The organism is Pelistega europaea, from assembly GCF_013133775.1.
Taxonomy (GTDB): domain Bacteria; phylum Pseudomonadota; class Gammaproteobacteria; order Burkholderiales; family Burkholderiaceae_B; genus Taylorella; species Taylorella europaea.
In genome coordinates, this window is record NZ_JABGBO010000006.1 from 48,141 (window position 1) to 74,469 (window position 26,329).

The following is a 26,329-nucleotide window of genomic DNA, read 5'->3' on the forward strand; positions in this document are numbered from 1 at the left end:
AATCACAATGGATAGGGCTCAACAATACGGATGCTTTAAATTGGTTGCGAGGGCAGGATTTGAACCTACGACCTTCGGGTTATGAGCCCGACGAGCTACCAGACTGCTCCACCTCGCGTCAGAAAAAATAATTATAATACTAATGTTATAATAATGCAAGTACCTACAAAACCTTTTTATGGTTGGAATCACAAATGATGGACGAATTACTCTTAAAAAAAATCTTAGAAACGACGCTATTATGTGCACATGAACCTATGAAGGTCGGTGAATTGTCAAAGCTTTTTAGCGAGACAGATGATGTGACTTCTGATGCAATAAAACAACAATTAGCAAATTTACAGAGCGAATGGAGCGAGAAAGGGTTAGAATTAACGGAACTTGCGGGTGGGTGGCGTTTTCAAAGTCGCCCAGAGATGCAAAAATATCTTGAGCGCTTAAATCCTGAAAAGCCTCCTAAGTACTCTCGTGCAGTGATGGAGACGCTTGCGATTATTGCGTGGCGGCAACCAGTAACACGTGGTGATATTGAGGATATTCGTGGGGTGTCTGTGTCTTCTCAAATTATCAAAACGCTAGAAGACAGAGATTGGATTGAGGTAATCGGCCATAGAGAGGGGCCAGGTCGTCCAGCATTGTTTGGCACTACTAAGCATTTTCTTAATGATATGGGGCTTAAGTCTTTAGCAGAGTTGCCTGCCATTGAGACGGATGCAGAATTACTAGCCTCCAATGATGCAGAATTGGCACAGTTGTTTCAAGAGCAATCAGCACAGCTAAAGTTGCCTCATGAACAAACAGAAAATGTCCTTGTGAAGTCCGATGAATCCTCAGAAAAGGAACAAGATGTTGTATCTACTACGGCAGTTGAGACTATATCTGCTGAAGTGGTTGATGTCGCTTCAAATGGGGAGTCTGCTTCTGGTATAGCAGAGGAAGCAGTTTCTGATGAGGTGGCAGATACAAATGCCAATTTAGAGGACCAAGAAGTGCGCAAGTAGGGGATTGCAGAGTAAGTTAATCGTAGATACTACTACATCACTTGATGAGTAGTGTGTGAATATTAATTAGCCATCGTTCTTGGCACAAAGGCTATACAGACCATGATGAACGAGAATTCAGAAAATTCAGATTATTTAGGACAAACACCAGTTCAAGAGGCTCCCAAGCGAGGTAGAAAGTTGCGCACTCCGTTTCGTCGACGTCGTGCTGATGCTGTAGATAGAACAACGACAGTTGACAAGAATGAGACTGCGACTGAAGGGGGTTCTGTGCTACCTCAACGGCGTACGCGTAAAAAAGTGCAAGAGGTATTGCCCCCTAGTATTGAAAATAACGAGGGTGTTGATGCGGCGGTGCCAGCTAAGCGTCGTACACGCAAAAAAGTGACAGAGAATGATGTATCCTCTCCAGTAGAAGAGGCGGTGCTAGCTGATGCCACTCCTGTTAAAAAACGTGTGCGTCGAAAGACGGAGGGTAGGTCAACAGTAACTCAAGCGATGGATGAGGGCTTGCTTGATGATGTTTCTTTGGTAGACGATGCTGAGTTGTCCGAGCAAGAGCAGAAACAAGTATTTTCTTATCTTGATAAGCAAAATGACAAACTTGAAAAACGTTTGGGTAAGTATTTGAGTTCAGATACTATCCGTCCCAAGCTGCACAAAGTCTTGGCTGATGCAGGTGTTGGTTCTCGCAGAGATATGGAAGAATTGATTCTGCAAGGGCGTGTTTCTGTTAATGGCGAGCCTGCGCATATTGGGCAGCGAGTTGGCATCAGCGATGTGGTGCGAGTGAATGGGCGTCTCGTGGCTCGTCCTAAGGCAGACCGTCCTCCGCGGGTTATTCTATACCATAAACCTGCGGGTGAAATTGTGACTATGGATGATCCAGAAAATCGAGCTACGGTTTTTGCTCGTTTACCCAAGATGCGTACTGGTAAATGGGTGTCTGTTGGTCGTCTAGATTTAAATACCGAGGGTCTGCTCATCTTTACTACATCAGGTGATTTGGCAAACCGTTTAATGCATCCACGTTATGGTAGCGAGCGCGAATATGCAGTGCGGGTGTTGGGTGAAATGACTGAAGAACAACGCCAGCAACTCCTTCAAGGGGTAATGCTTGATGATGGCATGGCAGCATTTGGCTGTCTGGATTATATTGGTGGCGAAGGAAGTAACCGCTGGTATCGTGTAACTATCCAGGAAGGGCGTAATCGTGAAGTGCGTCGTATGTTTGAAGCAGTAGGATTGCTAGTTAGTCGTTTGATTCGCTCTCGCTTTGGGGATATTTCTTTACCCCGTAACTTACGTCGTGGACGTTGGGAAGAATTGGATTCTGACTTGGTATTGGCACTTATGGAGCGTTTGGGTTTAATCAAGGCAGCGCCATCAGAGGAGCCAAAGACAAGAGGGCGTCGTCGTTCTTCTTCTCGTCAACCTGCAAACATTTCACATGACAATGCGATGCCTCCAGGGTTTGAGAATGCGGTAGATGTAATAGCGGACTTTAGTATCCATTCCTTGGCAGCAGGGCGTGCAGATAAACCTACTAAAACTAGAGGTAAGTCTTCAGGAAGAGCGACTCGTGAAGTAAAGTCTACTACACGTACTCCTCGCTCTGTGGCAGCTCGTACTGCTCGTAAATCAGTGAAGGGGCGTGATGATAGGCAGCCTCGTGGCATGAAGGCGCATGAATCGCAACTGGGTGTGTTAACGGGGCGTTCACGTAAATCTCGCTAATTACTAGATGTGGCAAAGATTAATTGCTCATGCATGTACTGATGGTGTGAGATGTTTTTTTGAGGCTAATCTTCTGCTTCACAGTGGATAAACAAAATGTAGGGATAATTGTTGTTTTAGGTGTAAAAGACGAGAGTAGTTTCGCCAATTTCTTGATACTTAAGCAATTTTCTGCTATACTTAGCGAGTTATCCCATACATGGTATGGCACTTTTAATGATGGAATTGTGGTTAATCATGCGTTTTGTGGTTTTACCAGTGCATGGATAAGATTAACCCCAGTTTTTAAAATAGTGGGCTTCTTTAGCCCATTTTTTTTTAATGTTTTTATGTCTGATTTATATATATTAACTCAACAGGCGATAGCGGGGCTTGATGTAGAGCTTGTCGATGTAGAGCGAGCTGCATTGGGTTTATTGCGCGTGACAATTGATAAAGTCGGTGGTGTCAATATCGAAGATTGTGAGCAGGTGTCACGCTTGCTATCGCGTGTGTACGAGGTCGAGAATATCGACTACAAACGATTAGAGGTGGGTTCTCCTGGTGTGGATCGCCCCTTGCGTACTCTAGCAGATTTTTTGCGTTTTGCTGGAGAGCGCGTTGAAGTTAAATTGCGTACACCTATTGATAACCGCAAGGTATTCAGCGGTGTTTTATCCCTTAAAGAAGGGCAGGATAAGGTTTTCTGCCTAACGTTCGATGTTAAAAAGAACGAGTCTCAAGTGATTGAATTTGCCTATGAGGATGTAGACAAAGCTAAACTTGATCCCGTTTTGGATTTCAAAGGTAAAAAGAAATGAGTCGTGAAATTCTCCATTTTGTTGATGCACTTGCACACGAAAAAAATGTACCAGCAGAAGTGGTGTTTAGTGCCTTAGAGGGTGCTTTAGCATCGGCGATGAAAAAGCGTTTTAAAGAAGATGCTGATATTATCGTAAAGATTAATCGCCAAACAGGTGAGCATAGTGGTAAGCGTCGTTGGTTAGTGGTGCCTGATGAGGCAGGTTTACAAGAGCCAGAACGTCAAGAGTTGCTTTCAGATGCACGTGATGTGAATCCTGATGTGCAGGTGGGTGAATATATCGAACAAGATCTTGAGATTGAGGATTTTGGACGTATTGGTGCTCAGGTCGCCAAGCAAGCCATCTTGCAACGTATCCGTGATGCAGAAAGAGAGCAACTGCTTAATGAGTTTCTTGAGCGAGGGGATTCTATCGTGTCAGGTACCATTAAGCGCATGGATAAAGGTGATGCTATTGTTGAAATTGGCAAGGTGGAAGCTCGTCTACCACGCTCAGCGATGATTCCCAAAGAAAATCTTCGTACTGGAGACCGTGTACGTGCATGGGTGGCGGATGTGAACCATAATCTTCGTGGTCAACAAGTGATTCTTTCTCGTACTGCACCAGAATTCATCAAAGCATTATTTGAATACGAAGTTCCAGAGATTGAACAAGGCTTGCTAGAGATTAAAGCAGCGGCTCGAGATCCTGGTATCCGTGCCAAGATTGCGGTAGTTGCTTATGACAAGCGTATTGACCCTATCGGAACCTGCGTGGGTATGCGTGGTTCACGTGTCAGTGCAGTTCGCAATGAACTAGCTGGAGAGCAAGTGGATATCGTACTTTGGTCTGATGTGCCAGCAGAATTTGTGATTGCAGCATTAGCACCAGCACAAGTAGAGTCTATTGTGGTCGAGGAAGACAAGAAAACAATGGATGTTGTTGTTGATGAAGAAAACCTTGCGAAAGCTATTGGTAGTCGAGGTCAAAATGTACGCCTTGCGACTGAATTGACTGGCTGGACTATCAATATTATGACTGCAGAAGAGAGCCAACATCGCAAAGATGAAGAAAACGCTCAATTACTTCAACTTTTTGAAGAAAAATTGGATGTGGATTCAGAAGTGGCAGCAGTACTTATCGAAGAGGGCTTTAGTGGTCTTGAAGAGGTGGCATATGTGCCTGAACAAGAGCTTCTTGATATTGATGGCTTCGATGAGGAGTTAGTAGCTGAACTACGTAGTCGAGCACGTGCGGCTCTATTAACCGAGGCGATTGCTCGTGAAGAGGCTGTTGGTCAAGCGCAAGACCTTGTAGGCTTAGAAGGGCTTGATGCCGATAAGATTACTAAACTTGTTCAGGCTGACGTTAAGACAAGAGATGATTTGGCAGAATTAGCGAGTGATGAGTTAGCTGAAATCTTGGGTATTTCAGAAGACGATGCTGGTCAAATTATTCTTAAGGCACGTGCTCATTGGTTTGAGTAATGAGAGCGTCCATTTATTGATAAATTATTTTAGTTGTTAGAAGAGAACCGAATGTCAAATACCACTGTTTCACAGTTTGCTGAAGAAATTAAACAACCCGTTGAAGACTTGCTGACTCAATTACGTCTAGCTGGCTCTGCGATTAAATCAGCAGATGATGTTGTGACGGAAGAGGATAAAGCAAAATTGCTTAAACTGCTTAAACAAGAACATGGTGCCAAGGAAAAACGTAAGATTACCCTGACACGTAAAAAAGTCTCTGAAATTCGTCAAGCCGATGGTTCTAAAGTACGAGTAGAAGAGCGTAAAAAGCGTGTAGTTGTGTCACCTGAATTGGTGAAAGCAGAGATGAAAAAAGCACAAGCTGCGGCAGCAGTGGCTAAGACAGAGGCATCAACTCAAGCGAAATCTGAGGTGAGTGCGTCTGAGACAGAGTCGGCTCCTAAGGCTGAACCACAAGTGGCAGCCAAACCTCAGGCTGTTGTGCAACCACAAGCCAAGGTAGAGCCTGTTGTACAAGAGCCTCAGCCCAAGGTTGAGGATTCTCAAGCTGTCCAAACAGCACCAACAGTAGCTCCAGAGGTTTCGACCCCGGCACCTACTCCTAAAATTGAGGAGGCGACTAAGGTTGAAGAGGTCTCTAAACCAGTTTCCAATAAAGAAGAGGTCAAGGTAGCGGAAAAAGTAGCCGCTAAAGTGGAAAATGTTGCCAAAGCTGAGTCAACAGAAGCGGTTAAGACTACCCCTGCTGAAACAGTGAAACCTGCGGTTAAGCCTGCTCCAAAAACTGAATCTGCTAAAAAAGCAGATAAAGCTGAGCGTGAAGATGCACGCAAAAAAGCAGAAAGTGAAGCAGCAGAGATTCGTGATTTATTACGTAAGCCAGCTAAAACCGTTAAGGCTCCTAAAGGTAATAAAAATATTGTCATGGATGATGGCGATGAGGTGGTACCTAAGAAGTCAGGTAAGAAAGAGGCGAAATCTTCTGGTAAGAAAGGTGGTGAATCAGAAAAAAACTGGAATGATGGTGGTTTGCGTAATGCCAAGAAATCTTCTAACAATGATAAGCGTAACAGTCTAAAAGATGATGAGGACGGATGGCGTGCTGGAGGTTCTCGTAATAAACACAAGAACAAGCAACAAGATCAACGTCACCATCAACCACAAGTTGTTGAATTTATTGCACGTGAAATTCACGTGCCAGAGACTATTACTGTGGCCGAGTTGGCACATAAGATGTCAGTAAAAGCTGCTGAAGTTATTAAAAAACTTATGATGCTGGGTCAAATGGTGACAATTAACCAGCCACTTGATCAAGACACTGCGATGATTGTCGTAGAAGAGTTTGGGCATACTGCAGTTCAAGCTAAATTAGACGACCCAGAGGCATTCTTGGAAGAAGGAGCCGAGGTTCGCGAGGTAGAACTCTTGCCGCGTCCTCCAGTAGTAACTGTGATGGGTCACGTAGACCATGGTAAGACTTCTTTACTTGACTATATTCGTCGTACAAAAGTAGCTTCTGGTGAGGCTGGTGGTATTACGCAGCACATTGGTGCATATCGTGTGAAGACTGATGGCGGTATTGTGACTTTCCTTGATACTCCAGGGCATGAGGCGTTTACAGCGATGCGTGCACGTGGGGCACAAGCGACTGATATTGTGATTCTTGTAGTTGCTGCGGATGATGGCGTGATGCCACAAACCAAAGAAGCGATTCGCCATGCTAAGGCGGCAGGTGTTCCTATCGTTGTAGCCATCAACAAAATTGATAAACCTGAAGCTAACCCAGAGCGTGTGAAACAAGAGCTTGTTGCTGAGGAGGTTGTTCCTGAGGAATATGGCGGTGATTCTCCATTTATTCCTGTGTCAGCTAAGACTGGTCAGGGTATTGATGAGTTACTTGAAAACGTACTTCTCCAAGCTGAAATTCTTGAGCTTAAAGCACCTGTTGATGCTCCTGCCAAGGGGCTAGTCATTGAAGCCCGATTGGATAAAGGTCGTGGTTCAGTGGCGACAGTGCTTGTGCAATCAGGTACATTAAAACGTGGGGATGCAGTACTAGCAGGCTCTACATTTGGTCGTGTCCGTGCAATGTTGGACGAACATGGTAAGAGTGTAGAAACAGCGGGTCCTTCTTATCCTGTAGAGATTCAGGGTCTTACAGATGTACCAGCAGCAGGTGATGAAGTACAGGTATTATTAGATGAGCGTAAAGCACGTGAAATTGCGATGTTCCGTCAAGCAAAAGCACGTGATGCCGAGTTGGCACGTCGTCATGCACAGACCCTCGAAAATATGTTCCAAAATACCGAAGGTCAAAAGACCCTATCGCTTATTATCAAAACGGATGTACAAGGTTCTCAAGAGGCCTTGGCACAATCGTTGCTTAAATTATCAGGTGATGAAGTACGCGTGCAAGTGGTTTATGCTGCCGTAGGTGGTATCTCTGAAAGTGATGTGAACTTGGCAATTGCCTCACAAGCAGTAATTATTGGCTTTAATGTTCGTGCTGACCAAAACGCCAAGAAACTTGCCGAGAATAGTGGTGTGGATATTCGTTACTACAACATTATTTATGATGCAGTGGATGATGTAAAAGCAGCGATGTCTGGTATGCTTGCTCCAGAAAAACGTGAGGAAATCATCGGTATGGTGGAAGTACGCGAGGTTTATCGTATTTCTCGTGTGGGTACTGTTGCAGGTTGTATGGTCACTGAAGGTATGGTTCGCCGTGACTCACAAGTTCGTCAACTACGTAACAATGTGGTGATTTGGACGGGAGCATTAGATTCATTAAAACGCTTCAAAGATGATGTCAAAGAGGTGAAAGCTGGCTTTGATTGTGGTATTTCTCTTCGTGGTAATAACGAAATTGAAATCGGTGACCAATTTGAAGTCTTTGAAATTCGTGAGATTGCCCGTACTTTATAAACAAAATAGAACAAGGTGTTTCTCGAAATACATGTGAATGCTAGACTTACAGTGGAGTGAAAGTCTGAATGATTACTGCATCAAGTGTATGGCAAGTAGAAACACCAATAGCAAATATATGAGTCGTCATAAGAGTAAAGCACCGGCAAGTCGTAATGTGCGTCTTGCTGAACAAATTCAAAAAGATTTAGCTCAGCTTATTCAGCGAGAGTTGGGTACGCGTGCTGGCTTGATTACCCTGACAGGTGTTGAGTTAAGTCCAGATTACGCACATGCAAAAGTATTTTTTACTGTACTTGGGGCTGAGCCTGCTGAGGCACAAGCAGCACTCAATGAGAAAGCAGGCTATTTGCATTCCTTGTTGTTTAAGTTATTACATATCCATACTGTGCCAACTTTGCATTTTCACCATGATGATCAATTAGCTCACGGTATAGAGATGTCGCGTTTAATTGACCGTGCTAATCGTCCTGAGGATTTCCCTGACGAGGCAACTTCCACAGAGTTTGTGCCTCCTAGAATTCGAGGTCAAGAGAGTTAATATCTCTTGCTGAATGTTTGCCAAACGTCACAAGGAATACATAAATGGGACGCAGAAAAGGTCTGGATATTGATGGAGTGTTGTTGCTAGATAAACCTGATGGTATGTCAAGTAACCATGCACTCCAAAAAGCACGTCGTAAGCTGGATGCTAGGAAAGCTGGGCATACAGGGACTCTGGACCCTTTTGCTACGGGATTGCTAGTTTGTTGTTTTGGAAAAACGACCAAAATCTGCGGTGCTATGCTGAATGTGGATAAATCTTATCGTGCCACATTAACTCTTGGTAGAGAGACAGATTCCGGTGATTTGACTGGTGAAGTAGTACAGCAAGCATTAGAGTTTAAGGGTATTACTGAAGAGCAGTTAGCTACTGTATTACCTCGTTTTGTGGGGGAGATTGAACAAATCCCTCCGATGTATTCAGCATTGAAACGCGATGGCAAGCCTTTGTATGAGTATGCTCGTCAAGGGATTGAGTTAGAGCGAGAAGCTCGCCGAGTCACAATTTATGATATTTTAGTGGTGTCATTTACACCTACTGAAGTAGTATTAGATGTTTTTTGTAGCAAGGGGACGTATATTCGTACCCTTGCTCAGGATATAGGACGTGCGTTAGGGTGTTTTGCACATTTACGAGCATTACGTCGTACGTCTGTTGGTCCATTTAAATTAACGGAAGCAATTTCTTTAGCGGATTTTCAGGCTTTAGAGAGTCCCCAAAGTGTATTGCTAAGTCTTAATGATTTACCTCCGGATTTACTGCCGGAAAAATTACGTCAAAAGGAAACACTATGAGCCGCGCGCTCCGTAACATTGCTATTATTGCTCACGTTGACCACGGTAAAACAACGTTGGTTGACCAGTTATTACGTCAATCAGGCACGTTCCGCGAGAACCAACAAGTCGCTGAACGCGTAATGGACTCTAATGATATTGAAAAAGAACGTGGTATCACCATTCTTTCTAAAAACTGTGCGGTAGAGTACGAGGGTACACACATTAATATTGTAGATACCCCAGGACATGCGGACTTCGGAGGTGAAGTGGAGCGTGTATTATCGATGGTAGATGGAGTGCTATTGTTAGTGGATTCAGTAGAAGGTCCAATGCCTCAAACACGCTTTGTGACCAAGAAAGCATTAGCTCTTGGCCTTAAACCTATTGTGGTGATTAATAAAATCGATCGTCCTGGGGCACGTCCTGACTATGTAATCAATACAACCTTTGATTTATTTGATAAATTAGGTGCTACCGAGGAACAACTGGATTTTCCTATCGTTTATGCTTCTGGTCTTAATGGTTATGCTGGGTTGACAGAGGATGTTCGTAGTGGCGATATGCGTCCTTTGTTTGATACAGTACTTAAGCATGTACCTGTGCGTAATGATAATGCCGACGGTCCATTGCAATTACAGATTATCTCATTAGACTACAACAGCTATGTTGGTAAAATCGGTGTGGGTCGTATTAACCGTGGTCGTGTACGTCCTGGACAAAATGTTGTGGTGAAATTCGGTCCTGAGGGTGAGCCTATCAATGGACGTATTAACCAAGTGTTAAAGTTTAAAGGTCTTGATCGTGAGTTGGTGGACTCAGCAGAAGCAGGTGATATTGTATTAATCAACGGTATAGATGAAATTGGTATCGGTTGTACACTTTGCGACCCCAATACACCAGAAGCTTTGCCTATGTTGAAGATTGACGAACCTACATTGACAATGAACTTTATGGTGAATACTTCACCTCTTGCTGGTCGTGAAGGTAAGTTTGTGACAAGTCGTCAGTTACGTGACCGTCTTAACCTTGAGTTGAAATCTAATGTAGCGTTACGTGTTAACGATACTGATGATGATACGGTATTTGAAGTCAACGGGCGTGGGGAATTACACCTAACTATCCTGCTTGAAAATATGCGTCGTGAAGGTTATGAGTTAGCTGTTTCTCGTCCACGAGTTGTATATAAAGAAATCGATGGCGTACGTTGTGAGCCGATGGAATTATTAACTGTGGATGTTGAGGATGACCACCAAGGGGCTGTCATGGAAGAACTCGGTCGTCGTAAGGGTGAGTTGCTCAATATGGAATCAGATGGCAAGGGTCGCACTCGTCTTGAGTATCGTATCCCTGCACGTGGTTTGATTGGTTTCTCGGGTGATTTTCTTTCTATGACACGTGGTACAGGGTTGATGAGTCATATTTTTGATGACTACGCTCCAGTACGTGAAGGAAGTATTGGTGAGCGTCGTAATGGTGTGCTAATTAGTCAAGACGATGGTAATGCAGTAGCATATGCATTATGGAAACTTCAAGACCGTGGTCGTATGTTTGTGTCACCTGGCGAGCCACTTTATGAAGGTATGATTATCGGTATTCATAGTCGCGATAACGATTTAGTTGTTAACCCTATTAAAGGTAAACAGCTAACTAATATTCGTGCCTCTGGTACTGATGAAGCAGTGCGTCTTGTACCTCCTATTAAATTGACACTAGAGTATGCGGTTGAGTTTATTGACGATGATGAGCTCGTAGAAGTAACACCTAAGAGTATCCGTCTACGTAAGCGCCATCTTTCTGAAAACGATCGCAAACGTGCTGCACGTGAGGCAGCAGTTTAGTCGTATAGTGGTAAACATGCACAGTTATCCATTTTTGATAGTGGATGGATTGAGAAACTTAAAAGGAGAGTTTTTAACTCTCCTTTTTTTGTGGTAAGTCTAGTGTGCAGCGTATTAGCAGATTATGAATAAAGTGTGCATACTAAGGTGTTGTACGCCGCAAAACAACTATTAATCCAGTGGGTTGGGCATTACTCAAGCACAACTGTAAGCCATGTAATTCTGCAATAGTCTCAATAATTGAAAATCCTAAACCGCTGCCTTGCTGAGTTTGTCCTGCAGGACGGTAGAAACGTTCACGAATACGCTTCATGTCTTCAGGGGCGATACCAGGACCTTGGTCTTGTACGGTGATGCTATTGTGACTAAGTGTTAAGGTGACGACTGACTGCTCAGGACTATAGCGAATGGCATTATCCAAGACATTACGTAGCATGGTTTGGATGAGTAGAGGGGTACCGTAAAGTGGCAGTACATCTTCTAGTGTACATTGAGTAACTAATTTCAATTTAATATGTTTTTGTCGTGCTGCAAGGTTAACGCTTTGTAGTGTCTGTGGAATAAGAGTGTTCCAATCAATGGGTTGGTTATCAGGAAGTGCCTGTAATGGATCCAGACGAGAAAGCGTGAGTAGTTGATCTACCAAGTGGCTGGCTCTATCTATACTCATATGAATATTTCTCAATCGTTGTAGTTGTTCTTCCTTGTCTTCTGTCATGGCAAGTACTTCAGCCTGTACTTTTAAGGCAGCTAAAGGGCTACGCAATTCATGGGCAGCATCAGAAGTAAAACGTCGTTCTTTTTGAATAGCCTGATCAAGGCGATTGAGCAGATGGTTAATCGCACTGACTAGAGGAACAATTTCTGCAGGAACATTTTCAGATACAGTTTTTAGACTACGCACATCACGAGCTTGAATTTCTTGAGTAACTTGTTTAAGTGGTGATAGGCCACGGCGTATACCATAAATGATGAGTAGTAATAACACAGGAATAGAGCAGAGTAGGAGTACCAACTGCACCCAAAGTGCATCAAACAACATATCAAAACGTTCGTCCAGTTTTTGACCCACAGCAACAACCCGTTCTGAGTCTACTAGATATACATATCGCCAACCGCTCAAATCCCAGAAATGATCATCATTATGAAAGCCTATTTGTTGACTAAAAGGAAATTTTTGCCCTTTTCTATCGGCAAATAGTAGCTTTCCTTGCTGGTTCCAAACGGCAAACCCTTGATTGCCTGTTTCCGCATAGCCTTCATTATGTGGCAAAATCTCTTCGATAGATTTAAAAGTTGTATAGTTTTGTACCTGAGGAGCAACATGCTTAATAGTAGAAGCGAGTTGTAGCATCTGCGAGTCTGCCATCTCATTAATTTCTTTGATAGAGGCGATACTGCTACCAATGGTAATCACTATCCATAGTGTGACTAACGCACTACTAAGGTAGGTTAATAATCGTCGTTGGATGCTGGTAGTGGCTTTCATAAGGACATTAACACCTGACTATAGATTTATACTTTGCTGCCGAGCTGGTATCCAAGACCTCTGCGCGTCACAATAAAATCTTTGCTGATTTTCTTGCGTAAATTATGAATATGCACTTCAACCGCATTACTTTCTACTTCCTGATCCCAACTGTAAAGTTTATCTTCTAACTGAGCACGACTAAAAACTTGCCGGGGTTGCAGTAAAAATAACTCAAGCAAAATATATTCTCGCTGGGTTAGTGACAACGGTTGACCATGCAAACAGGCAGTTTTCTGGTTGGTGTCTAGTGTCAACTCACCATAATGCACTAGAGGACTTGCTTTGCCCTTGCTACGACGAATAAGAGCGAGTAGACGTGCCACGACTTCATCTAGAGCGAATGGTTTACATAGGTAGTCATCAGCACCAGCATTTAATCCTGCGAGACGGTCAGGCAGGGCATCACGGGCGGTGAGTATCAACACAGGCGTATCTAACTGTTGACGTCGCCAAGAGGCAAGAACATCCATGCCATCAATATGAGGCAGCCCCAAATCTAATACTACTGCATCATACGGGGCACTATGTAGAACCTCTTGACCTAGTTTTCCATCTGTAAACCAGTCCACGGTAAATCCATGTTTTTGCAGACCATGCAACAGACCATCTCCAATTTGTTGGTCATCTTCTAGAAGTAAAATACGCATAATAATCCATGTGCTATTGCTTACCTAACCAATCATAGCAGTTCATAGTGAAGTTGGTGCAACCACAATGTAAAAACAACGAAAAGAATTTAACGGTTAATTTTAATATTCTTTATGCCACCATTACTCACAGAGACTGGGTATTAATATCGTTTATGCCATTGCTACTCACAGAGACTGGGTATTAATATTCTTTAAGTAGTTTTTACTCTGAATGAGTCTGGAGGGGTTATCAACCAGAGATGGAAAGATGTTCAGAGGCATGTGTCCCCCCAGAAATAGATTAGTGCTTAATCTTCGATTTAACTGCCTGGCCTGTTTTCATATCAAAATTAATCTCAACACGTTCTCCTTTTGCATTGGTTCCTTCAATTTCATAACAATTATCATCTATTTCAAATTTTTTAATGTGATAGCCTTCTTGTTGTAATTTTTGCTGGAACTGAATACTAGGAATACGCTCGTTTTCTGGGTAGTGAGTACACTGAGTACTTGCCAAGGCAACAGAAGAGAAAGAAGCAATAACACTAGCAAATAAGATTTGTTTGAACATAATGTTTCCTTAAAAAATTATATGGAATATATGGCACCAGAGAAAGCTGGCTTGCCATATGCGTATTAAACCAAGATAAACTTAAGTGAATCTTAAGAGATGCAAAGGAGCGTGAATATTGATGCAGATAAGAAGTAGATAAGAGAAGACAAGGTTATAGATAAGGAATGGATAAGAAGGGATGCGGCTGTTTTAAAAAAACAACAAAAAATTGTTAGAACTACATAAATGCTTGCATATAAGAAGAAAGATTGGCATAATTCTAAATCTTGATGCTTGCCTAGTAGCTCAGCGGTAGAGCAGCGGACTGTTAATCCGTTGGTCACTGGTTCGATCCCAGTCTGGGCAGCCAGAATTTTAAGCCTCTTGTGATTTTTCGCAAGAGGCTTTTGTGTTTTTACTTTGTGACTTATCAAGTCATTGGGCTATCTTAACAATAATAGTTTGTAGACAAAGTAAAGGATGAGAAACATAGCAGATGCATGGGTTTGGCATCAACAAAACCCGTATCTCAAAAGTAAAAAATGTTTTTTATCAAAGGATAAGAGAAGAGAGAGTAACGTGTTTTCTTATTTTTGATGTTAGTGTTGAACACGTTTTTGACCTTTAGTTAAAAGCATATTTTCTTGTATCAAAATTTCCGCTGTCATGGGAGATTCAGTGTACAATACAGTTTTACTGGCGTGAAGAAATATTCCATCTAACAAGTAAGCTATGAATGACGCATCCCTTTCTTTTTCTGAATGGCTATCATTGGCTGTTGCACAAGTCGAACAATGTTTGCACGAGCAGTTGCCAGCACAAAAGGAGTTGCCTCAGGTATTGCATGAGGCAATGCGTTATGCAGTTTTGGGTCCTGGCAAGCGAGTGCGTGCTGCCCTTGTTTATGCTACAGGCTTGGCTTGTTCGCACGATAATCAACTAGAACCTCAGCAGCTTAGAGCGTTGTCGCTGGCAGCTGCTGCTGTTGAAATGATTCATGCTTACTCTTTAGTGCATGATGATTTGCCTTGTATGGATGACGATGATATGCGTCGAGGTAGACCTACTTGTCATATCCAATATGGTGAGGCAATGGCGTTATTAGCAGCTGATGCGTTGCAACCACTAGCATTTCAGCAGTTAGCACAAATGCCCATTTCTTCTGCTTTAGTGACACAGGCAGTTGATGTACTGGCACAGGCTGCTGGCAGTCATGGTATGGTAGGGGGGCAGGTGATTGATGTGGCTAATGTGGGCAATTTGCTAGAGTTATCCCAGCTACAGCAGATGCACCGCATGAAGACGGGAGCTATGATTGAGGCGAGTGTAAGGTTGGGAGCGATTGCATTGGGAGCTGCTTCTGCAATACGCCAGTCGTTAGAGGATTATGCTGCTGCCATTGGTTTGGCATTCCAGGTTGTTGACGATATTTTAGATGTCACAGCGGATAGTCAAGCATTGGGCAAGACAGCCGGCAAGGATGCTCAAGCTCATAAGCCGACTTATGTGTCGTTGATGGGACTAGAACAATCGCAACAATTTGCTGAAGAATTACATCGGGCCGCACTCAAGGCATTACTACCTATCGGTGGGCAGGCTCAACGTTTAAAAGAATTGGCTGATTTTATTATTTGCCGTCACTATTAATACAAAGTTATGACATTACTATCAACTATTCAAAACCCTGCCGATATAAAGCATTTGAGTTGCACTCAGCTTCGTGCTTTAGCGGATGAGTTGCGCCAATATATTATTCATTCTGTGGCGCAAACAGGTGGGCATCTATCGTCTAATTTAGGGACAGTAGAGCTGACTGTGGCTTTGCATAAGGTATTTGACACTCCTCATGACCGTATTATTTGGGATGTTGGGCATCAGTCATATGCACATAAGATTTTGACTGGACGACGAGATCAAATGAAGTCATTGCGACAAGCAGGTGGGATTTCAGGATTTCCCAAGCGTAGCGAGTCCGAATACGATGCTTTTGGCACAGCACACTCATCCACTTCTATATCTGCTGCGTTGGGGATGGCTGTTGTTTCTCGTAATAAGAAAATCAATCGTCAACATATTGCCGTCATCGGTGATGGGGCAATGACAGCAGGCATGTCATTTGAGGCATTAAATAATGCAGGGGTGACTCCTGGCATTAATTTGCTTGTCATTCTTAATGATAACGATATGTCAATATCTCCACCAGTAGGGGCTCTTAATAAGTACCTGACACGCTTGATGTCGGGTAGTCTTGCCAAGGATGCCCATGACTTTGGCAAAGCTGTTTTAGAACAACTACCTAGCCCTGTGATGGAGATTGCCCGCAAGGTAAAAGGTCATGCCAAGGGTATGTTGGGGCCAGCAACCTTATTTGAGGAATTAGGGTTTAATTACTCCGGGCCAATTGATGGGCATGATTTGAGTGCATTAATTCCTACTTTAGAAAATCTGAAGAAACTTGGTGGGTTACAATTCTTGCACGTCATTACAAAGAAAGGGCAAGGGTACAAGTTAGCTGAAGCTGATCCTGTTTTATATCATGGTCCTGGCAAGTTTGATCCTATGGTGGGTATTCAAACTAAAAAACCAGGCAAACCAACGTTCACGCAGGTATTTGGTGAGTGGATTTGCGACCAAGCAGCAGCTGATGAGCATTTAATGGGTATCACGCCTGCTATGCGAGAGGGTAGTGGTTTAGTTGAGTTTGAGCAACGGTTTCCTACACGTTATTTTGATGTGGGTATTGCTGAGCAACATGCGGTGACATTTGGTGCTGGGATTGCTTGTGAGGGGTTTAAGCCAGTAGTGGCAATTTATTCAACTTTCTTGCAACGTGGTTATGATCAGTTAATTCATGATGTGGCATTGCAGAATTTAGACGTAACTTTTGCTCTGGATAGGGCTGGTATTGTGGGTGCGGATGGAGCAACACATGCTGGTAATTACGATATTGCTTATTTGCGTTGTATCCCCAATATGGTGGTGAGCACCCCCTCAGATGAGAATGAGTGCCGCTTATTGCTCAACACCTGTTACCAATTCAAGGGGCCTGCGAGTGTACGTTATCCTCGTGGTTCTGGAGTAGGAGCAGAGGTCGTCAAGACATTAGATACGGTGCCGCTTGGTAAAGCTGTCGTCAGACGGTATTCATCATCTGCTGTACCTCTTTCAACTCGAGCTACCTCAAGTGTTGAAAATCCACACCTTGCAGCAGATACAAATGCTGAGCGTCTAACACAACCCGTAGCTATATTAGCTTTTGGTACTTTGTTATATCCAGCATTGGCAGCGGCAGAGAAACTTGATGCTACGGTAGTGGATATGCGTTTTGTTAAACCTCTTGATGAAGAGTTAATTCTTGAATTGGCTCATACCCATCAAGCGTTTGTGACGATTGAAGAAGGTTGTATCATGGGTGGTGCGGGTAGTGCAGTGAGCGAGTTTTTAAATCAGTCGGGTATGTCTTTACCTGTGCTACAACTGGGTTTGCCTGATAATTTCATTGACCACGGTGAACAACAGTCTATTTTGGCGAGTTTGGGTTTAGATGCCACAGGAATAGAGAAAAGTATCCGTGAGTGGCAAAAATAAGTCCTCCTATTAGTAGGGGCATTTACGAAATAGTTCTTGTTTAAATTTAAAATGCCCCCATACTTACTAAAAATTTAAGATTTTGTCCGTGAGGGATAATGTTGAATCCATATCTTGCAGTATTGTAGATGGATATCGCCTCTGGAAGAAAATGCAGGTGTGTAGTTGAACTGCCATCTGCATTCGTATTTTAAACAGGTAAAGAATAATGAGTGAACCACTTGGCACTGTGATGCCAGATGTACAAAGTAGTTTTGATCCCCGTCATATCGCTATTCAGCGTGTTGGTATTCGTCGTATTAAGTCTCCACTTGTGTTGCAACAGCCTGATGGCTCATTGCAGTCAACTGTCGGTGAGTGGACCTTGACCGTATTTTTACCCGAGACGGAAAAGGGGACTCATATGTCACGTTTTGCTGCCTTATTATTTGAACATCGTCAGACCCCAATGACGATACAGCGCTTTCAGCAGCTAGCTGTGGATATGTTGCCATTATTGCATGCAGAGCAGGGCGATATTACCGTGACTTTCCCTTATTTTATGACCAAAAAAGCCCCTGTCTCCGAGGTGCCTAGTTTGATGGATTATCAGATTACTTGGATGGCAAAAGCATGGCGTGATAGTACAGAATTTACATTGACTATCCAAGTACCGGTAATGAGTTTATGCCCTTGTTCCAAAGCTATTTCAGAATATGGAGCCCATAATCAACGCTCACATATCACCGTGGAATTGGTTAGTCGCGAAGCCTTTAATATGGATGAAATTATTCGCAAGATAGAGCATCAGGGGGCAAGTGAATTATGGACATTATTAAAACGTCCTGATGAGAAGTTTGTCACTGAACATTCCTATGACAACCCCAAGTTTGTAGAGGATTTGATTCGTGATGTGGCTGCTGAGATAAAGGGCTTGCCAGGGTTATTACGTTACAAAATTGAGGCGGAAAATTTTGAATCTATCCATAATCATTCAGCTTATGCTGTGATAGAGGGAGAAGTGTAACTGATAAGTGTGTTTTCTTTGCCTTTGATAGCATGTGATATAGCTTCTAGGTGATAAAGAAAGTGACATAATTCTCCTAAATACTAGCCTTTGATAAAGAGCCTGCTATGAATAAGAAATAGCGGGTTTTTTTATGGACAAAAAATATTAGAGCAAGCATTTTTAAGGTTAGTAGTAGCCATACTTTAAAAGTAAATAAGTAATAATGATACGGTTGCCAAAAAAGCCTTGGAAATGTATACTTACTGATTAATGATATTAATTATTATTCATATTTTTATTAATAATAAAAGGGAAATTATGTTACAAAAATTACGCCTTTCTTCTGCATTAGTCGCAGGTTTATTGATGACTGGTTTATCTCATGTCTATGCTAAACCAGTAGAAATTACCGATTTAGCGGATCGCAAAGTAACGGTGGATGTACCTGCTAAAAAAGCTGTGGTGGGCTTTTATTATCAAGATTATCTTGCTATTGCTGGGACTAAAGTTCTTGATAATGTTGTGGGCTTTTCTAAAGCTGTTTGGACAGATTGGGCACCTCCTAGCTGGGCGGCTTTCAGCAAGGCGCTACCTAAATTGGAGAAGTTGGAAGATGTAGGTGAAGTAGAGGTAGGGACATTCTCTGTTGAGAAAGTACTTTCTCTACGTCCTGATGTATTAATACTGGCAAAGTGGCAATATGATGCATTGGGTTCAGACCTAGATGCATTAGAAGAAGCTAAGATTCCTGTCGTTGTATTAGATTACAACGCACAAACCGTTGATGCTCATGTTAAAACCACAAAATTGATTGGTGTACTCACAGGCAATGAAGAGCGTGCAGATGAATTGGCCAATTACTATGCTAATACTGTTAAAGAAATTCAGGATCGTGTGAAAAAAGCAAATCTTCCACAACCAAAGGTCTATGCTGAGTTTGGTAACAAAGGTCCTTCAGAGTATAGTGTTAGTTTTGGTAAGAGTATGTGGGGCTCGATGATTACTTTAGTAGGAGCAGACAATATTTCTAAGAATGCTGTGGAATATTACGGTCCTGTAAATCCTGAGTTGGTACTTGCAGCCAAACCAGATGCTATTATCATCACAGGTCGTGAGACAGAGCTTAAGAAAAACCCAGAGGCTTTGGTAATGGGCTTTAATATCCCTAAAGCAGAGGCTGAGAAACGTTTAGCAGGCTTTGCAAAACGCTCAGGTTGGTCTAGTCTTCCAGCAATTAAGAACCACCGTTTATATGGTGCTTACCATGCGAACTCTCGCACATTGTCTGATATTGCCTCTATTCAATTTGTAGCTAAAGCAGCTTACCCTGAGTTATTTAAGGATTTAAATCCTACCCAAACTTATCTTGATTTCTACAAGAAATATCTTCCTGTAGAGCCAGAAGGTACTTTTTACCTAGAAGAGGGTAAGTAATTGAATAACCCATCGGTTGTTGCCGATATTGTAAAGAACCAGCGTAGGCTTGAGCGCAAACGCTGGTTTGTATTATTGGCATTTATTATTATCAGTATTGTTGGACTGGTTTTTGATATTGTGACAGGTCCCTCTATGTTACCTGTTAAAGAAGTGATTTATGCTTTAATAGGCCATGAAACCAGTGATGCTATCAGTCGGGTTATTGTGCATGATTTGCGTTTACCTATGGCTCTGATGGCTTTGGTTGTGGGGGCTGCATTAGGTGTTGGTGGAGCAGAAATCCAAACCCTATTAAATAATCCCATGGCAAGCCCCTATACCTTGGGTTTGGCTGCAGCAGCGGGGTTGGGGGCCTCTTTGGTGATTGCTTTTGGTGGCCCAGGTGTACCACAGGAGTTTGCTGTGCCAGTAGGGGCTTTTGTCATGACAATGTTGGCGTCTGCTGTGCTGTTTACTTTTGCATCTATGCGTCGCTTTACCTCGGCTATGCTCGTGTTAGTTGGTATTGCTTTATTATTTTTGTTCCAATCTATTCTTTCGCTTATCCAATATATCGCAGCACCAGAAATTTCCCAACAAATTTTATTCTGGTTGTTTGGTAGTCTAACCAAAGCCACATGGAAGAGTTTATTTCTTACGACAGTAGTCACTGCGGTATGTATTTATTTGCTATCACGTGATGTATGGAAATTAACCGCCTTAAGATTAGGTGAGGATAGGGCCACTAGCCTAGGCATTAATTTACAGCGATTGCGTTTTAAAACTCTTGTTATTGTAGCTATGATGACGGCAACTGCAATTAGTTTTGTTGGCATTATTGGATTTATCGGTTTGGTTGCTCCCCATGTATCACGTATGTTGTTAGGAGAAGACCAACGCTTTTTCCTACCTGGTTCTATGTTGGTGGGAGCTGCTTTTCTGTCTATCGCTTCAGTACTATCAAAGGTGATTATTCCCGGAGCCCTCTTTCCTGTTGGGATTGTGACCTCGTTTGTTGGGGTGCCTTTCTTGTTTTGGATTATTTTGACGAAACGCTAGGGGAAGAAGAATGTTAGAGCTACAAAATGTCATGGTGAAACGAGGCTCTTTGATGATTGCGGATAATGCCAACATTTCCTTAGTGCCTGGCAAAACGTATACCATTCTAGGACCCAACGGAGCAGGGAAGTCCACATTGCTAAAAACCATTTTTGGTGAAGTGCCTTTCACTGGACAAATGCGTTATAAAGATCGCGTCTTTTCTCATAAACATCTTTTGCGTTGGCGTAAACCTATAGGGTATATGCCGCAGGACTCAGCGGTAGAAGCCTCTTTGACAGTAATGGAGGTGGTGTTATTAGGGCGGATTGATGCACTTAATATGCATGTGAGTGATGAGTTGTTGGAAGAAACAGCGCAGATTTTAGACTTACTGAACATTGCTCACCTTGCTCACCGAGATGTGATGCGATTAAGTGGGGGGCAGCGTCAACTAGTGATGTTTGCACAGGTGCTGCTACGTCGTCCAGAAGTGTTAATGCTGGATGAGCCTGTGAGTGCCCTTGATATGCACCACCAGCTTAATCTGCTTGGACGAGTCTGTGATTATACAAAACAACACCAGTTAATCACAGTAATGGTGTTACATGATTTAAGTCTAGCTGCACAATTCTCCGATGAGATTATTCTGTTAGGGCATGGCAAAATTCAGGCACAAGGAAATCCTACTGAGGTTTTGACAGCTGATGTGATTAGTGACTTGTATAAGGTAGATATTGAGATTTTATACGATAGTAGAAAACTACCGGTGATTCGACCCGTACGACATTTCTGATGTATTTTTTTAGAGGTGATGAAATGATGAAAAAAATGATGTTAACAGGATTAGCTGTAATGTTGTCTAGTACCGCTTTTGCAGCAAACTATGAGGTGAAAATGCTTAATCATGGTGCAGATGGCGGTATGGTGTTTGAGCCTGCATTTATTAAAGCCAATGTAGGTGATACAGTGACATTTGTGCCAACTAATAAAGGTCATTGGGTGCAAAGTAAAGTAGTCCCTGAAGGGGCAGAGAAGTTCTTATCCAAAGAAGATGAGCAGTTCGAATTGAAACTTACCCATGAGGGTGTTTATGTTTATGTATGCCCACCACATCGTATGATGAATATGAGTGGTATTATCCAAGTAGGTACAGCAACTAACAAAGAAAAAGCGGAAAAAGTGGCTTTAGATATTGATAAACGCGCGATGGATAATAAAGGTCGTCTTAAGAAATATATTGAACAAATCAAATAAATTATGCCCTCTTTATTTTTAGCTACTTGTGAAGATTGGCCGGCATTGCCAGAGAATTTAAAACCTTTGGTAAATCGTCTAGAGCAGCTGGGGATTGTGGTGAAAATCGCTCCCTGGCAGTCAGCTTTGAATGCTGACTTGGTATGGCCTATTTGTGCTTGGGACTATGCCTCCCATAAAGAGCGGTTTACACAGTGGTTAAATCAACTCGAAAAAGAGGGCATATCTACTGTAAATCCTATCGCACTAATGCGTTGGAATATGCATAAAACCTACTTACAGGATTTGTCACAGAGTGGTGTATCTGTTATTTCAACGCAATTTTTTGTTCAGCCAGACGAGAGTCAGTTACGTGCTTGGACAAGACAAGATAATTATGATTTAACTATCAGTAGATTAGAAAAAAACACCGAGGAGATAAAGCCATCTTCGTTCAATGAAGTGGCTGGTAGTTGTTTTGTACTAAAACCTGCTGTAGGGCAAAGCGGTAAAGCAGTGATTAAATGGTCTGTAGACGAGCCTATGCCTGATTTAACCGTGTACCAGCAAGGACTTATCGTACAACCTTATATACCTGCTATAGAGCAGTATGGTGAGACTAGTATGATTTTCTTTAATGGTCAGTTTAGTCATGCTGTGAAGCGCCAACCTCCTCAGGGTGAATGGCGAGCTAATTCTGCTTACGGAGTTCAGGTATTTGCGATAAGACCTAGTCAAAAGGCTTTACAATCAGCCCAAAAAGTAGTGGACTATTTGCAGACTATGGTTCCATCACAAAAACCACCTGTATATGCACGTATTGATGGTATTGATGCAATAGATGACGATAAATTCATTCTCAATGAGTGTGAGTTAATTGAGCCTGCCTTATACTGGCATACTACAGGAACAGCCACAGAACGGTTTGCAATTATTTTAAGTGAGCTACTAAAACAATAATGGATTGTTAATCCTGCAATAATCCATATTATGTGAAACAAAACTAATGCATATCAGTTGTACAGTCCAATTACTGAAAACCCCAGACATTAGGAAACTACAAGGCTTACCTAAAAAGCCCTACTGATGTTAGTTTTGTTGCTTTGGTGCTTTCACTCGCATCTTGAGCCAGAACATCAGTAATACAAATGCAAATACGGATCCATTAATAATAAATAATCCACTCCAGAAGTCAACCTTACCAGCACTAATCCATCCTCGCATAATATTGAGAAGGTTCATATAAAGCAGGCCTACTAGGGCAGCAATGATTACATTGCCTGACTTACCCATACGAGGATTGACAGAGCCCAGAGGAATAGCTAAAAGGGCAAGGTTAAGAGCAGCCAATGGTAAAGAAAAACGCCACATAATTTGAGAGTCGCTATTGGGTGTGTTGTCTGCTAGTAAGGCACTGAGTGGACGTGCCTTAATTTCTTGTTGGGAACGATAGCGAATTTCATCATCTGAGACGGCATTATTATTTTCTAATCTTAAGGTCGCATGGTCAAAGGTTGATAAACGCATCTCTGGGGAGTTGGGAAGTAAATCATAGCGACTGCCAGGACCTAAATCAATAAAACGTTCACCACTATTGGTGTCAACTCTGAAATCCGCATGGTTAGCACTGATAAAGGTTAGAACACCATTTTTCCCTAGTTCGCGAGCAAATAAACTCCCCATCTCGTATTGAGAATTAGCGGATGGTTCAATAAAAAAGACACGACTACCACTTGCCGTTTCGATAAATTGCCCTTGAACAACTTTGGAGTAGTCAGCACGTTGAGCGTAGCGTTGACGATATTCTTCGGCTTGCCGGTAGGCCCAGGGGGAACTCACCACTGTTAGGATGGCAATAATAATCGAAACAGGTAAAGCAACTACAAGAACAGGGCGAACCCAATCAACTAATGATACACCACTGGAAAACCATACGAACATCTCTTGTTCACGGTAATTGCGAGAAATCGTTGTTAGAATGGCAATAAAGAGTGAAACAATCAGAATAATGGGTAATGCGGTGATACTAGAGAAGGCAGAAATAGCAAGTACTACATCGGCACCAATAGACCCTGCAGCCGCCTGCCCCAATAAACGCACGAGCAAAACACTTAACCAGACGACAATCAGAGTCGAAAAAACAACCCCTGCATGACTAAGAATTTCTGCGATAACCGAGCGTTTGAATAGCGACATCATAAAAGTTGAGTAATAATAATGCTATGTAGTTAACAAGGTGATTAATATGCAATTTACCACACAAACTAATCGTTCTTTTCATCAACTCAAAACAGCAGCCTTATTTGTAGGCGTATTTGAAGAAGGTCAACTTGGTCAAGTTGCTACCGCTATAGACACCACAGGTGACCTTAAAAAAATTCTCAAAAAAGAGTTTAAGGCAGAACTTGGGCGTACATTAGTATTACGCCAAGTTAAGGGTATCCAAGCCGAACGTCTCGTATTAGTAGGTCTAGGTAAAAAAGATAATTATAATCCAAAAGCCCTTATGAAAGCACATACCAGTATATTAGACTACTTAAAACAAAGTAGCCTTACAGAAGGGGTCAGTACCCTATTAGAAGAGGAAATCATATTGGGTGCTACAGAGGCTGCTCGTCTGGCAGTTCGTGCAATGGGCGTAGCAGATTATCAGTATACTACTACCTTAAGTAAGCCTACTCCTACTTTTGCAGTCAAGAAATTTGCCTTTACTGTATCTAAAGATATTGAGAAAGAGGTAAAACAGGGTATTAGTGAAGGTCAAGCGATTGCAAATGGTATGAACTTCACTCGTCAGTTGGGTAATCTACCTGCAAATATTTGTACCCCTACTTATTTAGGAGAGCAAGCTAAATCATTAGCAAAAGAATTTGCCCGTATTAAAACACAAGTGTTAGACAAGAAGCAGATTGAAGCACTGAAAATGGGGTCTTTCCTTTCTGTAGCTGCAGGCTCAGATCAACCACCTCGTTTTATTGTGATGCAATACCAAGGAGCGAGCAAAAAACAAAAACCTGTAGTGCTAGTGGGTAAAGGGGTGACTTTTGATACTGGAGGTATCTCGCTAAAACCTGGCCTCAATATGGATGAAATGAAATATGATATGTGTGGGGCTGCTACCGTTTTTGGTGTGATGCGTACCGTTGCAGAGCTTGACTTGAAATGTAACTTAGTCGTTCTTGTACCAGCTACAGAAAATATGCCTAGTGGTCATGCGACAAAACCAGGAGATGTTGTGACTAGTATGTCAGGTCAAACGATTGAGGTTTTAAATACTGATGCAGAGGGACGCCTAATTTTATGTGATGCATTGACCTATGCAGAGCGTTTTAATCCTGAAGCAGTCATTGATGTAGCCACATTAACCGGTGCCATTATCATTTCACTAGGACATATTCACACTGGAGTTTTTGCTAATGATGATGAGTTAGCTCAAGAATTAGTGGCTGCAGGTAAGCGTGCTTATGATACAGCTTGGCAGATGCCTCTTGATGAAGTGTACCAAGAGCGGCTCAAGAGCAATTTTGCCGATATGGCAAATATTGGCGGTTCTCCAGGAGGCTCCATCACAGCAGCATGCTTCCTTTCTCGTTTTGCAAAAGCTTATCGTTGGGCTCACTTAGATATTGCGGGTACCGCATGGGATAGCGGGGCATCAAAAGGTGCAACAGGCCGCCCAGTATCACTATTAGTGGATTACCTATTGGGTAAATACTAATGGTACGTATTGATGTGGCTTTTGGTGCAGAGCATCGCATTCGACAAGCAAGTCAGGCAGCGTATCGACGCTTCCTGAAAGGTGGTCAGATGCTGGTGTACTGTAGTGATGAAGCAAGATTGACCGCCTTTAGCAAAGCCTTGTGGGCGGTCGATAAGACCGCCTTTGTGCCGCATCCTAGGTGGGATGCTAGTATGGTTCAGTTGATTCAGTCTGGTCGCTTACCTTTGGTGCATATATTTTTATGTACACAACTTGATGAGAATATCCTAACCGCATGGAGTGATAAGACCTTGCCATGGTTGTTGAATTTAGATGTTCAGTGTCCTCCTGCCTATGAACGTTTTGAGCGTGTATTGGAAATTGTGTCAAACCATCCTACAGACAGAGATTTAGCACGTGAGCGTATGCTAACCTATAAAAACGCAGGGCACCAACTGGTTTATTATGATTTAAGTAAACCGCTAAAACAACGATAAATTGAAACAGATTTTTCTGGCGTTTGATGTGGGAATAATAGCTACATCACTTGCAAT

General features: G+C 42.5%; 21 protein-coding genes, 2 tRNA genes and 1 pseudogene. 19 read left to right on the forward strand and 5 right to left on the reverse strand.

From position 1 onward, the window contains the following. Positions 1-41 precede the first annotated feature (41 nt). A tRNA-Met gene (locus HKX40_RS06545) sits at positions 42-118 on the reverse strand. A gap of 79 nt (positions 119-197) precedes the next feature. Here HKX40_RS06545 and scpB point away from each other — a divergent pair. From scpB to typA, 8 genes and pseudogenes are all read left to right on the forward strand, one after another. After that, positions 198-708, forward strand: a pseudogene (gene scpB / locus HKX40_RS10725) (SMC-Scp complex subunit ScpB); the annotation flags it as partial. A 677-nt stretch (positions 709-1,385) separates the two neighbouring features. Further along, positions 1,386-2,738: a 23S rRNA pseudouridine(2605) synthase RluB gene (gene rluB, locus HKX40_RS06555; protein ID WP_425500455.1), complete on the forward strand. Its 1,353-nt coding sequence runs from the start codon at positions 1,386-1,388 to the stop codon at positions 2,736-2,738. Between the two features lie 329 nt (positions 2,739-3,067). Then, positions 3,068-3,538 (forward strand): ribosome maturation factor RimP, encoded by a 471-nt coding sequence (gene rimP / locus HKX40_RS06560; protein WP_171588771.1) that lies wholly within the window; start codon positions 3,068-3,070, stop codon positions 3,536-3,538. Then, positions 3,535-5,007 carry a transcription termination factor NusA gene (gene nusA / locus HKX40_RS06565; RefSeq protein ID WP_171588772.1) on the forward strand — a complete coding sequence of 491 codons (1,473 nt, stop codon included), beginning with the start codon at positions 3,535-3,537 and terminating at the stop codon, positions 5,005-5,007. The genes rimP and nusA overlap by 4 nt, the downstream gene beginning before the upstream one ends. Before the next feature lie 51 nt (positions 5,008-5,058). Beyond that, positions 5,059-7,938, forward strand: a complete 2,880-nt coding sequence (gene infB, locus HKX40_RS06570; protein WP_171588773.1) for a translation initiation factor IF-2 — start codon at positions 5,059-5,061, stop codon at positions 7,936-7,938. Between the two features lie 118 nt (positions 7,939-8,056). After that, positions 8,057-8,479: a 30S ribosome-binding factor RbfA gene (gene rbfA / locus HKX40_RS06575; RefSeq protein WP_171588774.1), complete on the forward strand. Its 423-nt coding sequence runs from the start codon at positions 8,057-8,059 to the stop codon at positions 8,477-8,479. 44 nt (positions 8,480-8,523) lie between these two features. Then, positions 8,524-9,276 carry a tRNA pseudouridine(55) synthase TruB gene (gene truB / locus HKX40_RS06580; protein WP_171588775.1) on the forward strand — a complete coding sequence of 251 codons (753 nt, stop codon included), beginning with the start codon at positions 8,524-8,526 and terminating at the stop codon, positions 9,274-9,276. Beyond that, on the forward strand, positions 9,273-11,096 hold the full coding sequence (typA, locus tag HKX40_RS06585; protein WP_171588776.1) for a translational GTPase TypA: 1,824 nt from the start codon (positions 9,273-9,275) through the stop codon (positions 11,094-11,096). The genes truB and typA overlap by 4 nt, the downstream gene beginning before the upstream one ends. A gap of 142 nt (positions 11,097-11,238) precedes the next feature. Here typA and HKX40_RS06590 read toward each other — a convergent pair whose 3' ends face one another. The 3 genes from HKX40_RS06590 to HKX40_RS06600 all read right to left on the reverse strand — a co-directional run bounded on the left by HKX40_RS06590 (position 11,239) and on the right by HKX40_RS06600 (position 13,827). Continuing rightward, positions 11,239-12,585: an ATP-binding protein gene (locus HKX40_RS06590; protein WP_171588777.1), complete on the reverse strand. Its 1,347-nt coding sequence runs from the start codon at positions 12,583-12,585 to the stop codon at positions 11,239-11,241. Positions 12,586-12,611: 26 nt separating this feature from the next. Then, positions 12,612-13,274 (reverse strand): response regulator, encoded by a 663-nt coding sequence (locus HKX40_RS06595; protein ID WP_171588778.1) that lies wholly within the window; start codon positions 13,272-13,274, stop codon positions 12,612-12,614. Positions 13,275-13,557: 283 nt separating this feature from the next. Further along, entirely contained in the window at positions 13,558-13,827 is a 270-nt protein-coding gene (locus tag HKX40_RS06600) for a PepSY domain-containing protein (protein ID WP_171588779.1), read from the reverse strand. Between the two features lie 277 nt (positions 13,828-14,104). On the opposite strand from HKX40_RS06600, the gene HKX40_RS06605 reads away from it, so the two are divergent. The 9 genes from HKX40_RS06605 to HKX40_RS06645 all read left to right on the forward strand — a co-directional run bounded on the left by HKX40_RS06605 (position 14,105) and on the right by HKX40_RS06645 (position 23,035). After that, a tRNA-Asn gene (locus HKX40_RS06605) sits at positions 14,105-14,179 on the forward strand. 362 nt (positions 14,180-14,541) lie between these two features. Then, positions 14,542-15,456 (forward strand): polyprenyl synthetase family protein, encoded by a 915-nt coding sequence (locus HKX40_RS06610; protein WP_171588780.1) that lies wholly within the window; start codon positions 14,542-14,544, stop codon positions 15,454-15,456. A gap of 9 nt (positions 15,457-15,465) precedes the next feature. Beyond that, positions 15,466-17,397 (forward strand): 1-deoxy-D-xylulose-5-phosphate synthase, encoded by a 1,932-nt coding sequence (gene dxs / locus HKX40_RS06615; RefSeq protein WP_171588781.1) that lies wholly within the window; start codon positions 15,466-15,468, stop codon positions 17,395-17,397. 208 nt (positions 17,398-17,605) lie between these two features. After that, entirely contained in the window at positions 17,606-18,403 is a 798-nt protein-coding gene (gene folE2 / locus HKX40_RS06620) for a GTP cyclohydrolase FolE2 (RefSeq protein ID WP_171588782.1), read from the forward strand. Positions 18,404-18,703: 300 nt separating this feature from the next. Next, positions 18,704-19,819 (forward strand): ABC transporter substrate-binding protein, encoded by a 1,116-nt coding sequence (locus HKX40_RS06625; RefSeq protein ID WP_171588783.1) that lies wholly within the window; start codon positions 18,704-18,706, stop codon positions 19,817-19,819. Beyond that, the gene (locus HKX40_RS06630; RefSeq protein WP_171588784.1) at positions 19,820-20,860 is read left to right on the forward strand and encodes a FecCD family ABC transporter permease; all 1,041 of its coding nucleotides are present in this window, start codon (positions 19,820-19,822) and stop codon (positions 20,858-20,860) included. It begins immediately after the preceding gene. 10 nt (positions 20,861-20,870) lie between these two features. Continuing rightward, positions 20,871-21,635, forward strand: a complete 765-nt coding sequence (locus tag HKX40_RS06635; RefSeq protein WP_171588785.1) for an ABC transporter ATP-binding protein — start codon at positions 20,871-20,873, stop codon at positions 21,633-21,635. A 23-nt stretch (positions 21,636-21,658) separates the two neighbouring features. Beyond that, the gene (locus tag HKX40_RS06640) at positions 21,659-22,096 is read left to right on the forward strand and encodes a pseudoazurin (protein WP_216605190.1); all 438 of its coding nucleotides are present in this window, start codon (positions 21,659-21,661) and stop codon (positions 22,094-22,096) included. Between the two features lie 3 nt (positions 22,097-22,099). Further along, positions 22,100-23,035 (forward strand): ATP-grasp domain-containing protein, encoded by a 936-nt coding sequence (locus HKX40_RS06645; protein WP_171588786.1) that lies wholly within the window; start codon positions 22,100-22,102, stop codon positions 23,033-23,035. Between the two features lie 129 nt (positions 23,036-23,164). Here the strand turns inward: HKX40_RS06645 and lptF are convergent, their stop codons facing one another. Then, the gene (gene lptF / locus HKX40_RS06650) at positions 23,165-24,271 is read right to left on the reverse strand and encodes an LPS export ABC transporter permease LptF (protein ID WP_171588864.1); all 1,107 of its coding nucleotides are present in this window, start codon (positions 24,269-24,271) and stop codon (positions 23,165-23,167) included. Positions 24,272-24,320: 49 nt separating this feature from the next. On the opposite strand from lptF, the gene HKX40_RS06655 reads away from it, so the two are divergent. Together HKX40_RS06655 and HKX40_RS06660 are read left to right on the forward strand one after the other, a co-directional pair. Continuing rightward, on the forward strand, positions 24,321-25,793 hold the full coding sequence (locus tag HKX40_RS06655) for a leucyl aminopeptidase (protein WP_171588787.1): 1,473 nt from the start codon (positions 24,321-24,323) through the stop codon (positions 25,791-25,793). After that, on the forward strand, positions 25,793-26,272 hold the full coding sequence (locus HKX40_RS06660) for a DNA polymerase III subunit chi (protein WP_171588788.1): 480 nt from the start codon (positions 25,793-25,795) through the stop codon (positions 26,270-26,272). Before HKX40_RS06655 ends, HKX40_RS06660 begins: the two co-directional genes overlap by 1 nt. The last annotated feature ends 57 nt before the right edge of the window (positions 26,273-26,329 follow it).

Excerpts from the sequence above, each read along its gene's own strand:
- rimP (WP_171588771.1), top strand. The coding sequence starts at position 3,068 with ATGTCTGATTTATATATATTAACTCAACAGGCGATAGCGGGGCTTGAT.
- nusA (WP_171588772.1), top strand. The coding sequence starts at position 3,535 with ATGAGTCGTGAAATTCTCCATTTTGTTGATGCACTTGCACACGAAAAA.
- infB (WP_171588773.1), top strand. The coding sequence starts at position 5,059 with ATGTCAAATACCACTGTTTCACAGTTTGCTGAAGAAATTAAACAACCC.
- rbfA (WP_171588774.1), top strand. The coding sequence starts at position 8,057 with ATGAGTCGTCATAAGAGTAAAGCACCGGCAAGTCGTAATGTGCGTCTT.
- truB (WP_171588775.1), top strand. The coding sequence starts at position 8,524 with ATGGGACGCAGAAAAGGTCTGGATATTGATGGAGTGTTGTTGCTAGAT.
- typA (WP_171588776.1), top strand. The coding sequence starts at position 9,273 with ATGAGCCGCGCGCTCCGTAACATTGCTATTATTGCTCACGTTGACCAC.
- HKX40_RS06590 (WP_171588777.1), bottom strand. The coding sequence starts at position 12,585 with ATGAAAGCCACTACCAGCATCCAACGACGATTATTAACCTACCTTAGT.
- HKX40_RS06595 (WP_171588778.1), bottom strand. The coding sequence starts at position 13,274 with ATGCGTATTTTACTTCTAGAAGATGACCAACAAATTGGAGATGGTCTG.
- HKX40_RS06600 (WP_171588779.1), bottom strand. The coding sequence starts at position 13,827 with ATGTTCAAACAAATCTTATTTGCTAGTGTTATTGCTTCTTTCTCTTCT.
- HKX40_RS06610 (WP_171588780.1), top strand. The coding sequence starts at position 14,542 with ATGAATGACGCATCCCTTTCTTTTTCTGAATGGCTATCATTGGCTGTT.
- dxs (WP_171588781.1), top strand. The coding sequence starts at position 15,466 with ATGACATTACTATCAACTATTCAAAACCCTGCCGATATAAAGCATTTG.
- folE2 (WP_171588782.1), top strand. The coding sequence starts at position 17,606 with ATGAGTGAACCACTTGGCACTGTGATGCCAGATGTACAAAGTAGTTTT.
- HKX40_RS06625 (WP_171588783.1), top strand. The coding sequence starts at position 18,704 with ATGTTACAAAAATTACGCCTTTCTTCTGCATTAGTCGCAGGTTTATTG.
- HKX40_RS06635 (WP_171588785.1), top strand. The coding sequence starts at position 20,871 with ATGTTAGAGCTACAAAATGTCATGGTGAAACGAGGCTCTTTGATGATT.
- HKX40_RS06640 (WP_216605190.1), top strand. The coding sequence starts at position 21,659 with ATGATGAAAAAAATGATGTTAACAGGATTAGCTGTAATGTTGTCTAGT.
- HKX40_RS06645 (WP_171588786.1), top strand. The coding sequence starts at position 22,100 with ATGCCCTCTTTATTTTTAGCTACTTGTGAAGATTGGCCGGCATTGCCA.
- lptF (WP_171588864.1), bottom strand. The coding sequence starts at position 24,271 with ATGTCGCTATTCAAACGCTCGGTTATCGCAGAAATTCTTAGTCATGCA.
- HKX40_RS06655 (WP_171588787.1), top strand. The coding sequence starts at position 24,321 with ATGCAATTTACCACACAAACTAATCGTTCTTTTCATCAACTCAAAACA.
- HKX40_RS06660 (WP_171588788.1), top strand. The coding sequence starts at position 25,793 with ATGGTACGTATTGATGTGGCTTTTGGTGCAGAGCATCGCATTCGACAA.